The organism is Glaciimonas sp. GG7, assembly GCF_052976905.1.
Window position 1 is genome coordinate 1 of the sequence record NZ_JBRIIQ010000103.1, and the last position, 13636, is coordinate 13636.

The following is a 13636-nucleotide window of genomic DNA, read 5'->3' on the forward strand; positions in this document are numbered from 1 at the left end:
TGATTGATTCGGCTCGCTTGAAATGCGGTATCCTCAAAAAGTCAGATTCATTTGTCTAGTTCGAGGATATTCATGCAAAAAACACGCACTCTACAAGAGTTGAAAAGCAGCACCGCGCAATGTCGGGTGCTGCTTTTTTTTATCTTCACGGTTTTTCGCAGAGTTGGTAAAACTCTTGGTGTCGGAATGTGCATGGCATTGCTGTTGGCGCACACGGCGCAGGCCGCTCCCGCTGCCAAAATCGACAGTTTTTCGCCACAGGGAGACGTCACTCAAGTACGTCAGATACACGTCAAGTTCTCAGAAGCCGCCATTACATTTGGCGACCCTAAAGCGCCGATGCCGTTTGATATCAATTGCAAAGAAGCCGGTAGCCCGCGTTGGTCCGATGACAAAAACTGGGTCTACGATTTTGCCCGCGATGTGCCGCCCGGCACCCGTTGCAGCTTTACGCTCAAGCCTGCATTCACGATGTTGTCAGGCGCGGCGGTCGGCGGCAAAACGGTATTTCAATTCAATACCGGTGGCCCCGCTGTGGTGTCTGTCAATCCATCATCGGACTCCTCATGGGAAACCATCGACGAAGAGCAAATTTTCATTCTGGTACAAAACGGCGCGGCCACCAGCGACAGCATTCTTAAACACGTGTATTGCGAAGCCGAGGGCGTCCATGAGCGCATTCCCGTCAAGCTTATCGATGGCCCGGTGCGCCAGGCGCTGCTCAAACAATTTGCCGACAAGATCAATCCCGAGATTGTCAGTACCATGCAATGCCAGCAACGCTTGCCCAACGATGGCGCGGTCCGGTTGACCTGGGATAAGGGCGTGATGACGCCATCGAGCATTGCTACTACCCGGTCACAGGTTTTTACATTTAAAGTCCGTCCGACTTTTACTGCCAGCGTGAGCTGCGAGCGCGAGAACGCCAACGCCGCCTGTGCGCCGATGTTGCCGCTGCGGGTAGTGCTGACTTCACCGGTCACGCGCAAGCTGGCAGAGGGCGTGACCTTAAGCGGCGCGCAGGGCAAGTCAACGCCATTTTTCGACAAAAACAATACCGAAGAGACCGTCACCCAACTAATCTTCAAGCCGCCGTTTGCCGAAAAGTCAGAACTCACCATCGCATTACCAAGCGGATTTAAGGACGAGAGCGGGCGCGCATTATCGAACGCGAATACGTTTCCGATAAAGGTCAACATGGCGGACTATCCGCCGCTGGCAAAATTTCCTTCCGCGCCATTCGGCATCATCGAACTCAACGCCGATGCGACCTTGCCGGTCACGCTGCGTAGCGTCGAGACATCGATGCTGGCGCGTAGCGTCGATGGCAAAATCATGCCGGGCAAGGTCAGCAATCTGAAAGTCAGCGACGATCAAAGCATCATTGCGTGGCTGACCCGGCTCAATCGTTATCACGAAAGTTCTATCGAGATAGACAAAAAATGGGTAGAAACGCGCAGCCTCAGTTTGCTGGCAAAGCAAGCGGGGGCAAAAAACCTGACCTTGCCGCCAGCACCGGACGCCAAAAATGGCGTGCGCCCGTTTGAAGTCATCGGCATTCCACTCAAAGATCCCGGCTTTTATGTTGTCGAACTGGCCTCCGAAAAGCTAGGTGCAGCCTTGCTAGGCAAAGCTGCGCCGATGTTTGTGCGCACCAGTGCTTTGGTGACCAATCTATCGGTCCACGTCAAGATCGGTCGCCAAAATGGCGCGGTCTGGGTGACCACGCTGGACAATGCCAAACCGGTGGCCGATGCCGATGTCAGGATCGCCGATTGCAATGGCACCGAACTCTGGCGCGGCAAGACGAATACATCGGGAATCGCCACGGTCGCGGAATTTCCGGACGACGGTTGCAATAATGGACGCAATAACGGACGCAATACACAACCAGGCCACATCGACGGCCTGTTTGTCAGCGCCCGCAAGACCGATGAAAAAGGCCGCGCCGATATGGCCTTTGCGTTGACCTCGTGGAACAACGGGATTGAATCCTGGCGTTTCAATTTGCCCATGGACAACGATAAATCGGCCACCGTGCGTGCACACACCGTGTTTGATCGGACGCTATTGCGTGCCGGTGAAACGGTCTCGATGCAGCACGTTATTCGTACTGAAACGCTGCAAGGCTTTGGCTTACTGCCCAAAGATCAGCTCCCCACGCGCATGCGCATCACGCATCAGGGCAGCGGTCAGGAATATCAATTTCCCCTGACGTGGCGCGGACAAAAAAATGCTGAGTCTGTCTTTGCGATTCCGCAAGAAGCCAAGCTGGGGCGCTATGAAGTAGTGCTCGATAGCGGCACCGATAGCAGCAACGGTGACGCCTCGCGCAGCTACAGCACGGGTAGTTTTCGCGTCGAAGAATTCCGTTTGCCGTTGTTGCAAGGACGGATCACGCCGCCGAAGTTATTGATTGCGCCAACCGACGTGCCGCTCACCGTGCAACTGAACTATCTCAATGGCGGCGGCGCTGCCGGTCAGTCGGTGCACGTCACCAGTTTGTTGCGCGGTCGTGCGATTAGCTTTGCGGCCTACGATGGTTATTCTTTTTCCGTAGCGGGAAATAACGGCAGCGATAGCAACGGGGATGATCAAAAAATCGTCGCTGACAAATTACCGGTCACGCTGGATAAAAATGGCGCTGGAAAAACCAGCATCCAAGCATTGCCCGTCATTACTGCGCCCAAAGAATTACTGACAGAGATGACCTTCGCCGACCCGAATGGCGAAATCCAAACGGTGTCCAATCTCACGCCAGTATGGCCTTCGGCCATCGTTGTCGGTTTGAAAGCCGGGGAGTGGGTATCGGTCAAGAAAAAACTGACGTTGACAGCGGTGGCACTCAATCCCGCCGGTCAGCCGCAAGTCGGCGTGCCGATCACCATCAGCGGCAAAGTTAAACAAACCAACTCGCACCGTAAGCGCATGGTGGGTGGTTTTTATGCGTATGAAAATACCGAAACATCCAACGATATAGGCCCGCTATGCTCCGCTAAAACCGACGCGCGCGGCTTGATGATCTGTACCGTTGAATTATCAGAGTCCGGCAATGTCGAGCTGACCGCCAAAGGTCAGGATGGCAACGGTCGCACCGCGTTGGCGACCAGTTCGGTGTGGGTGACCAAACAAGGCGAGCTTTGGTTCGACGGTGAAAATCAGGATCGCATCGATATCCTGCCCGAGAAAAAACACTATCAAGCGGGCGAGACGGCCAAGTTTCAGGTCCGCATGCCATTCCGTTACGCCACGGCCTTAGTCGCCATTGAGCGCGAAGGCGTCATCGAAACCCACGTCATGCAACTCAACGGGCAAGATCCGACGTTCAGCCTGCCGGTCAAAGCCAGTTACGGCCCGAACGTATTTGTCTCGGTGCTGGCTGTGCGTGGCCGGATGCGCGAAGTGCCGTGGTATTCATTCTTTGTCTGGGGCTGGAAAGAACCGCGCAATTGGTGGGGCGAGTTTAAGGAATATCAAGCGCCTGGTGCCACCGTCGATCTCGCCAAGCCTGCCTACAAATTCGGCATCGCCGAAATCATGGTCGGCACCGCCGCCAATCAATTGGCGGTGAGCGTCAAGACCGATCGGCCTGACTATCCGATTCGCTCCACTGCGAAGGTCACGATCCAAGTCAATCTGCCGGACGGAAAACCTGCCGCCGGTGCTGAAATTTCTGTTGCCGCAGTCGATGAAGCGCTGCTCGAACTCGAACCTAACCGGAGCTGGGATTTGCTGGCAGCGATGCTACAACGCCGTAGCTACGGCGTAGCAACCTCAACTGCGCAAATGCAGGTCATCGGCAAGCGTCATTACGGTCGCAAGGCGATTCCTGCTGGCGGCGGCGGCGGCAAATCGCCCACGCGGGAATTGTTCGATACCTTGCTGCTCTGGAAGCCCGTGGTCGTGCTGGACGCCAACGGACGCGCTCAGATTGACGTGCCCTTGAATGACAGCCTGACCAGTTTCAAGATAGTCGCGGTGGCGCAAAGCGGAGTCAGTTTGTTTGGTACAGGATCGGTCAGCATCCGCTCGACGCAGGATCTGCAATTGATCTCCGGCTTGCCGCCGCTGGTGCGTGAGGGTGATAACTTCAGTGCCATGGTCACCGTGCGCAATACCACGACCCGCGCCATGCAAGTCCATGCCAGCGCCGCTGCAACGGGTTTAAGCTTGCCTGCTCAGGATGTCAACATCCCCGCCGGAGAATCGCGCGAACTGGTCTGGCCGGTCACTGTGCCAGCGAATGCCAGCCAATTGCAATGGGAAATCAACGCGCAAGAACAAGGCGGAGCCAAGGTCAAAGACAGCATCAAATTTACCCAGCGCGTAGTGCCTGCGGTCCCGGTGACGGTGCAACAGGCGACCTTGTTTCAGCTGGATAAATCGTTTTCGCTGCCGATCTCACGCCCTGCTGATGCGTTAGCCGGGCGGGGCGGATTGGCGATGGCGTTAGCGCCTTCTTTGGCTGGCAATAACGAAGGCCTGCGGCGCTACTTTACCGAGTACCCGTATTCCTGCCTTGAGCAGCAAGCCTCACGGGCGATTGGTTTGCGTGACGAGGCGCTCTGGAAAAAAGTCTTAAACGATTTGCCAACTTATCTCGATAGCGATGGACTGGCCTATTACTATCCGCCCACTACCGGCAACGCCGGGCGCGGCAGCGATACCTTAACCGCCTATTTACTGGCGGTGACGCAAGAATCGGGCTTCGCTATTCCACTACAAAGTCGCGACAAAATGCTCGACGGTCTGGCCGCTTTTGTTGAAGGAAAAATTACCCGCGATTTCTGGTCGCCGCAAAAAGACTTGGACGTGCGCAAGCTGGCAGCCTTAGAAGCGCTGTCGCGTTATGACCGCGCCCGGCCTGCGATGCTCGATGCGATTCAGTTGTCGCCGAATCTGTGGCCGACCTCGGCGCTGCTGGACTGGATCAATATTTTGCAGCGCACAACCAGTATTCCCGAGCGCGCCAAACGTCTGACTGAGGCCGATCAAATCCTTCGTTCCCGCTTGAATTTTCAGGGAACGCGGATGGGATTTTCTACGGAGAGCAGCGATTACTGGTGGTGGCTGATGACCGGCGGCGATGTCAACGCCACCCGGCTGGTGTTGACGGTGCTGGACAATCCTGCCTGGAAAGATGATCTGCCCAAACTGATCAACGGCGCGATACAACGACAGTCACGCGGCCATTGGGCAACCACTACGGGCAACCTCTGGGGCAGTCTGGCGTTACAAAAATTTGCGCAGAAATTTGAGTCTGAAAAAGTCGCCGGGGTCACCAAGGTAACGGTCGAGCAGGGTGGCAAGAGTATCGATAGCCAACGTTATGCATGGCCTGCCAATGGCGGCGGCAAGCTGTCTATGCCGTGGCCGGATGCGACGGCTGCTGCAGAAATAAAGTTCAATCATGCAGGCAGCGGCACGCCTTGGATCACGGTGCAAAGTCTGGCTGCGGTCACCTTGAAAAAACCTTTTTCCAGCGGGTATCGGATCACGAAAACCATCGTCCCGATCGAACAAAAAGAAAAAGGAACATATACCCGTGGCGATGTGGTTGAGGTCCATCTGGAGATCGATGCCCAGACCGATATGACCTGGGTAGTTGTTACCGATCCGATTCCGGCAGGCGCGACCTTGCTGGGCTCCGGACTCGGGCGTGATTCGGCCATTGCCAGCGGGCGTGAACGACTCAGCAGTAACGCCGTGGCAGTGTACGAAGAGCGCAGTTTTGAGGCGTTTCGGAGTTATTACGATGTCGTCCCCAAAGGCAAATTCACGATGACGTACACCTTCCGGATGAACAATCCCGGTCAATTCAGTTTGCCGCCCACGCGGGTGGAGGCGATGTACGTACCGGAAATGTTTGGTGAACATCCGAATCAACCATGGACGGTCAAGTGAGGGGCAAGCGACTCGTCGTGGCGTTGCTATTGGCAGGCAGCGCCGCGCATGTGTACGCACTGTAAACGTTTGCCGAAGTGCAGCAGGCGTTCCGCTCATCAGAAGCCACGTTGCTCGACCGTCAAGGCGCGGTGTTGCAGCAAATCCGCTTGAATCCGAACGAGCGCCGCCTGGCATGGGTCAGCCTTGAGGACGTCTCTCCCGCCTTGCGTCATGCCTTGATTGCCTCCGAAGATAAACGTTTTTATCAGCACAGCGGCGTCGATTGGAATGCGGTTGCTGCTGCCGCGTGGGGCAATCTGTGGAATAGCAAAACCCGTGGCGCGTCCACCATTACGATGCAATTGGCCGGTCTGCTGGATGATGATTTACGACGCGGCAACGCGCCACGCTCGATCAGGCAAAAAATGTCACAAGTTGTCGTGGCCCAATTGCTGGAACATCGTTGGCGCAAAGATCAGATTCTCGAAGCGTATTTAAATCTGGTCAGCTTTCGGGGCGAATTGGTCGGCCTGCACGCCTTGTCCCGCGTGTTGTTTGGTAAACATCCGAGCGGTTTAAACCAACGCGAAGCCGCCATCGCCGTCGCTCTGATCCGCGGCCCCAACGCCACGCCAGCCCGTGTGACCGAGCGCGCCTGCCGGATATTGACGGACCAAAATGCTGGGCAAGAATGCAAAGGTTTAGACGGTTTTACCTTGCTGGCGCTAACCCGCACCGGCACCAACTCTGAGGTCATCGTGACTGCCACCGCGCCGCAATTGGCCCCGCATCTGGCGCGCAAACTGCTCAACATCTCCGGCCAGACGGTGCGCTCCACGCTGGACGCTGGGGTACAGCGTTTTGCCAATGATGCCTTGCGTCGGCAATTGGCCGCGCTGGTGGATCGCAATATTGAAGACGGTGCCATCGTCGTGATCGACAACGCCAGCGGCGATGTATTGGCGTGGGTCGGTTCCAGCGGATCGTTTTCTAATGCTGCTGAGGTCGATGGCGTGGTTGCACGGCGTCAGGCTGGCTCGACCTTGAAGCCATTTTTATATGAACTTGCGATTGAAAAAAAATGGATGACGGCGGCCTCGATACTCAACGATGCGGCAATCAATTTGCCGACTGCGAGCGGGTTATATATTCCCCAAAATTACGATAAACAATTTAAAGGTTTAGTCAGCTTGAGGACAGCCTTGGGATCGTCGTTGAATATCCCTGCGGTACGAACCTTGGTGACAGTCACGCCGACAAGATTTTTCGATCGGCTGCAACATCTGGGATTTGCATTGCGAGAATCGGGCGATTTTTACGGATATAGCTTGGCGCTCGGCAGCGCCGATGTCAGTTTGCTGGCGCTCACCAATGCCTATCGCGCCCTCGCCAATCAAGGCCAATACAGCGGCGTGCGCACGGCACTGACCGATCCCTTGATAACTAAACGCGCTGTGATGGATCCTGCGGCAACGTTTATCGTCGGCGATATTCTGTCCGATCGCAGCGCGCGCAGCCGTACCTTTGGACTAGAAAGCGCACTCTCCACACGGGTCTGGGCCGCCGTCAAAACAGGGACTTCCAAAGACATGCGCGACAACTGGGCCGTTGGCTATTCGGACCGCTACACCGTCGGCGTCTGGGTCGGCAATGCTTCGGGTTTGCCGATGTGGGATGTCTCTGGCGTCACGGGTGCGGCACCGATCTGGCAAGAAGTGATGGAATATCTGCACACCCGCGACCGAACACGGCAACGCATCCCCTCCATGCCCGACGGCGTGGTGGCGCAAGATATTCGTTATCAGGACAATATCGAAGCGCCGCGCCGGGAGGTTTTTCTGGCAGGTACGCAACAAAGCCTGTTGACCACCGCCCAATCCGACCAGATCAGCTTAGCAATTCGCTATCCGACGCCGGGGATGCTCATTGCGCTGGACCCGGATATTCCGCCCGACCGGCAACGTGTGCGCTTTGCCGCCGATGGCGTGACAGATGGCGCATGGCGACTGGATGGAAAAATATTGCGTCAGCCTGGCAAGAGTCGTGCGCAGAAAATGGCGTTTGACTGGATGCCGTGGCCCGGTCGACATACCCTCGAGTTATTGGATCGCAACAATGCGATCGTCGATCAGGTGCAGTTTGAAGTGCGTGGTGCAGTCGTACAAAATACCCTCAAGCCAGGAATAAAAAATCGCTCATATTCATCAAACGTATCAGAGCATTATTTGGCTATTCAGCCTTAATTTTTGAGAATCTTCTTAAGCTTATCGTCAAAAATCACCCCTAGTATTCATGGAGATGTTTTCACATCCGCGATCCGGCATTGCGCCTGATTGTGCTCACTTTCTTTTCAGAAAGCGTCTCCATGCCAAACAATCCACGCACTAATCCACGCACTAATCCACGCACCTTCAGCGCCAGCAGCAGCGCCATTCCCACCATCCTCGGAGAGCCGGGTTTAGTCCCGATTCATTTATCCGGCACCGAAGGTATCAACAGTCTGTTCGACTACCAACTCATCCTTAGCACGCCCGATACCCTCAACTATCTGACCGACCAGACAGCTAACTTTCATCTCAACGATTTTCTGGGCCACGACATCACCGTGAGCATCGCCTTGGACGGTAGCGACCCCGGTAACGGTGCGGGAACGCGTGAAATCTCGGCGTTGATTTGCGCCGCTCAAATGCTGCGTCAGGAAGGTCGCCATGCCCTGTATCAACTCACCTTGCGTCCGTGGCTGCATCTCGCCACGCTGACCTCTGACTGCAAAATATTTCAGGATAAAACCGTCATTGAAATTCTCGATACGCTGCTGGAAAACTACACATTTCCGGTTGAGAAACGCCTTATCGAGACCTATCCCAAACGTGATTACCAGACCCAATACAACGAATCCGACTTCACTTTTTTTAGCCGTCTCTGTGAAGAATGGGGCATCAACTATTTCTTCGAACATAGCGATGGCAAGCATCGCCTCATCCTCATCGACAACATCGGCGCACATAAACCATCTTCCAGTAGCGCTTATCACGCCCTTGATTTTTACACCGAAGGCAAACACATCGACGCAGAATATATTCATGCGTTCGCTCCCGAACACACGCTCACTTCCGGGCAATTCAGCACCAACGATATCGACTACACGCGGCCCAACGCCGACCTTTCCGCCAGCCGCTCTTACCCGCGCCCGACGATCCACAATCAGCAAGCCATCTTTCGATGGCACACCGACACTCACTACAGCCAACCCGCCGCCAGCGGCACCGGGCGCGTCCCGAACAATCCGCATACCGAGGGCGATTTTATCGCGCGATTACGGATGCAAGCGTTGCGCAGTCCCGGCCTGCGCGCCCGTGGGCAAGGCCATTTGCGGGGGATGGTCCCCGGCTGCGTCTTTACCCTCCAGCGTCATCCGCACAGCGCTGCTAATACCGACTATTTAATTCTTTCCACCAGCTTCACCATCGCCGAATCTGCTGATGAAACGCAAGGCGTGGACAACTCCCGGCGTCAACGTTTTGAGGTCAACGTCGCCTTTACGGTCCAGCCGACGAGTGAGATATTGCGGCCCGAACCCACGACCCCCAAGCCATTTACCCACGGTCCCGCCAGCGCCAAAGTCGTTGGTCCCGCCGACCAAAACATCTGGACCGATGCACTCGGACGCATCAAGATTCAATTCCCGTGGGACCGTCTGGGTAAGCATGATCAGAACAGCAGTTGCTGGGTGCGCGTCGCCTCGTCGTGGGCCGGGAATCAACTTGGCGGGATGCAGATTCCGCGTATCGGGCAAGAGGTGATCATCGACTTTTTCGGCGGCGATCCTGATTTGCCGATCTGTACTGGACGCGTCTATCACCAGAATAATTTGCCGCCGTGGACGCTACCCAGTCAGAGCGCCTTATCCGGTTTTCGCTCGCGTGAGCTGACCAAAGACGGCGGTAACAGCGCACCCGGTCGCAGCAATCATTTGATCATGGACGACACCGATGGCAAAATCCAAAGCCAGCTTAAAAGCGATCATCTGCACAGCCAGTTATCGTTAGGTCACATCACTCGCATTGATGGTCTGGCCGGGCGGAAAGATGCGCGCGGTCAAGGGTTTGAATTACGTACCGACGGCCATGGCGCGATTCGGGCTAAAGACGGGCTGCTCATTAGCACTGAGGGCCGTAGCCGGGCCGAGGGCCATATCACCGATCTGGACGAAACTGCGCAACGGCTGATCGCGGCACAGGATCAGCAGAAGAATCTGGGAGAGTTGGCTGAGCAGCACGGCGTACTCGATGATGAGGATCACAGCACTGTCGCAGGCGTTCTCAAACAACAAAATGATGCCATCCAAGGCAGCGACGGAAATACTACAGACGGCCACTTTCCCGAGTTGGCAGAACCGCACTTAATCCTTGCCAGTCCCGCCGGAATCGCCACCACTACCGCGCACTCAACCCATATCGCCAGCGGCCTGCATCTGGCGCTCACCAGTGTGCAGTCGATGAGCTTGTCAGTCGGGCGGCGGCTATTGGCTAACGTCAAAAACGGGATCCGACTATTTAGCTATCAGGCTGGGATGAAATTGATTGCGGCAAGCGGCAATGCCGATATCCAGGCACTCAAAGACAGCATCAATCTGCTCGCCAAACTGACCATCACCCAGAGCGCCAACCGGATCACTCTGAGCGCGAAAGAAAAAGTGTTGATCAACGGCGGCGGTAGTTTTACCCAATGGAATGCCAGCGAAATGCACAGCGGAACCAACGGCAGTTGGATCGCTCACGCGGCCAGCCATGACATGACGGGGCCGCGCAGTGTATCGGTGGCTTTGCCGCAATTTGCGCAAGCTGCCTGCAAAGAATGTGCAAAAGCGGCGAAGGCGGCGCGTACCTACCTTGGCACAACACTTTAACGTTATTTTCAGGAGAGATAACTATGTATTACGGCGTTGACCCCCACCATCCCGATCTGCTCAAGCAGACCCAAACTACGTTAGCCGACTATGCAAGCAGGCATGACAATCTGTTCACCTACCTGCTAGTCGATGGGACTTTTGATGATGACTTAGCTGCTGACCTTTGGAAATATAGCCAAGATCCGGCCACTGACATTGTGTCGCTATACGACCGGACCGCCTTAGCAGAGCTAGAAGAATGCGCGCCTTTTTTACTACCTATTTCAGCCACTTGGTGTGACCTGCTATTACAACGTAGCGAGGGCGTTCCGATGTTGAGTTTTTTGCAAAGTCCGCTCACGCTGCAAAGTCTACAACGCCACTTCGCCGCATTTTTGCAAGTCCGCACGCCATCCGACGGCATGCGATGTTGGCTCCGATTTGCCGACACCGTGTGTAGCCAAAACATTCTGCGGATTTTGGATGACGCGCAACGCTCGGCATTTTGCTCCGGCTTTACGGCCTGGCACATCATCAACCGCGAAGGCACGCTCAATAGCATCGATGGAAGCTGTATGGATGCAGCGACCTATATCCCCTCCATCGTCTTTGCAGAAAATGCGATCGACATCACGGACGAACAATTCGGATTGCTCATTGAAAGCGGCGAGGCCGATTACCTCCTATGCAATCTCGGCGAGAAAGCCCCCGCAATCATCGCTGATCGTAAAGCCTCGGCGCTCTACGCAATGATTGCCGAATTGCTGGCGGAGATGGATAAGCGCGCTATCAAGAAAGAAGTCGATCGCGCACATCTGATCTTCGATGCGCTGCAGATGCCGAATAAATACGCAGCATTTGCGTTGTTGGATGCTGCGCAAGAGCATGGAGTTGCCAGCGCGTTACAGCATCGTGCGCAGTCTGTTTAACCAGCGGAGGAAGAGTAAATGACCTTACAAATGAATCGAAGGAAAACTATGCGACTTACATATTTATTGCTGTTTTCAGCAACGGTGGCGCTTAGCGCCTGTACTACACCGAAGCCGGGTGAACCTTTAGAGGTTATTCCGTATGTGAATGTGCCGATGTCGGCTGTACCGATGTCCTGCTTTAGCCATCCCGGGGTGGGCTATATTCATTCGTTTTCTGTGCAGGAGTTTTTTAGTAAGCGTTTGGTGGGTGGGCTGAGCTGCGGCGGCACTGGGGCTTTTGGTTACATGCTGCCTAAACAATGGCAACCGGGGATGAAGGTCAAGGTGCGTTGGAAACCGAATGGACGCGACTGGATAGAAAAAACCACCACGATCAGACGATATGACAAAGTCGGAACGCTATTTGCCCATTTTTTTATCAATGATGAGGTACGAGTAGTTTCATCGTTTGCTTATCCCGGCCCGCATCACCCCATTCCCGAAAACGTCGTCATCGCTCCACTGGAGGAAGAGTAAATGAGCCTCCCTATCCGTAGTGCACCACTGATTATTTCTGATCGTGCCGAAAAAGAAATGGCCTTGACCATCCCAGAAATGCGCCATCTGTTCACCAAGGAATACAGGCCAACCAAAAATGCCAAAGGTGCACCGTTATGCCAGAGCGTCATCAAGATCGGTATATTCTTCGATGGTACCAACAATAATCAAGAGCGTGACGAGCCGCTGCAAAGCCATACTAATGTCGTCAAACTATTTAAAGCCCACAAGTTTGTTGAGGGTGAAGGCTCACTGCGAGCACGGGGGCATTACCGATTCTATATTCCAGGCTTGGGAACGCGTTTTCCAGAAAACTGTGAATGGCGTGAAAGTCAGGAAGGAAAAGCGCATGGGAAACACGGTCAGGCCCGGATTTTGTATGCGTTGCTTGAGGTTTATAACGCTGTATATCGGGAATTTAATGGAAATCAGCCAATTTTTAGTCCTGAAGACATCACCGCCAAACTCAAGAAATACACCCAAGATATCGACATCGGCGATCCGCTACGCGACCCCCACGAACCGCGTCCCAACCGGCAGAGCTGGTTTGGCGACCTCACCGAAAAATTCGATGCCGATCTGCGCGCAGCACGCGTGTGGCGTTCGAAGCCAGAAATTCCCCACATCAGTATTTCGGTATTCGGCTTCTCACGCGGCGCGGCGTTGGCGCGGGCGTTTTGTTACTGGTTTAACGACATCCTGAGCAAAGGTGAAAATAAAGACGGCACCTTTGGCGGCATGCCAGCGAGCATCGACTTTCTGGGATTATTTGAGAGCGTCGCTAGTGTCGGCCTGCCCCAATCCGTAGCAGAAACTACGCCGTTGATTTTCGCCGATGGGCACTGGGCGTGGGCCAGAGAAATCCTCCAGCCTTTGCCTGAGTGCGTCAAAGAAACGGTGCATTTTATCGGCGCGCATGAGCAGCGTCGCAACTTTCCGATTACCCGCATTAAGCCGGGCAAGGGTCGTGTTACTGAAGTGCTCTATCCCGGCGTGCATGCCGATATTGGCGGCGGTTACCTTCCCGGCGAGCAGGGGCGTGGCTTCTGGAATGTCCAAGGAGAAATGGCGATGTTGCTGTCGCAAATTCCATTGGTGCACATGCATCGGGCGGCAAGCGTGGCAGGGGTGTCGCTGGTGGGATATAGCGCGATGCCATCAGATTTAAAAGAAGATTACGCCATCGACTCCCAACTAGCGCTGGCATGGCAGAACTACATGGTCGCCGGTAAATTTATGGGCGAGTCGGGAACCGAAATTTCTGGCGACTATCACGCCATGGTACGCAAACACATGGCGCTGTATTACGGCTATCGGCGGCAATATTTACATGGGTTGCAACACACCATCGCCTTTCCCCGCGCCAATGCGCAGGAGCAGGAGGATTTAC

General features: G+C 54.9%; 6 protein-coding genes. All 6 read left to right on the top strand.

Features of this window, described 5'->3' with window-relative positions:
- The first annotated feature begins 186 nt into the window (after positions 1-186).
- On the top strand, positions 187-5904 hold the full coding sequence (locus ACVBEF_RS17750; protein ID WP_447125259.1) for an alpha-2-macroglobulin family protein: 5718 nt from the start codon (positions 187-189) through the stop codon (positions 5902-5904).
- Between the two features lie 77 nt (positions 5905-5981).
- Positions 5982-8129, top strand: coding sequence for a penicillin-binding protein 1C (gene pbpC, locus ACVBEF_RS17755; protein WP_447125254.1), 2148 nt, complete (start codon positions 5982-5984; stop codon positions 8127-8129).
- A 122-nt stretch (positions 8130-8251) separates the two neighbouring features.
- Positions 8252-10795 (top strand): type VI secretion system Vgr family protein, encoded by a 2544-nt coding sequence (locus ACVBEF_RS17760; protein ID WP_447125255.1) that lies wholly within the window; start codon positions 8252-8254, stop codon positions 10793-10795.
- Positions 10796-10818: 23 nt separating this feature from the next.
- Entirely contained in the window at positions 10819-11706 is an 888-nt protein-coding gene (locus tag ACVBEF_RS17765; protein WP_447125256.1) for a DUF4123 domain-containing protein, read from the top strand.
- A 48-nt stretch (positions 11707-11754) separates the two neighbouring features.
- Positions 11755-12225, top strand: coding sequence for a DUF3304 domain-containing protein (locus tag ACVBEF_RS17770; protein WP_447125257.1), 471 nt, complete (start codon positions 11755-11757; stop codon positions 12223-12225).
- On the top strand, positions 12226-13636 hold a 1411-nt coding region (locus ACVBEF_RS17775; protein ID WP_447125258.1), incomplete at its 3' end, for a T6SS phospholipase effector Tle1-like catalytic domain-containing protein.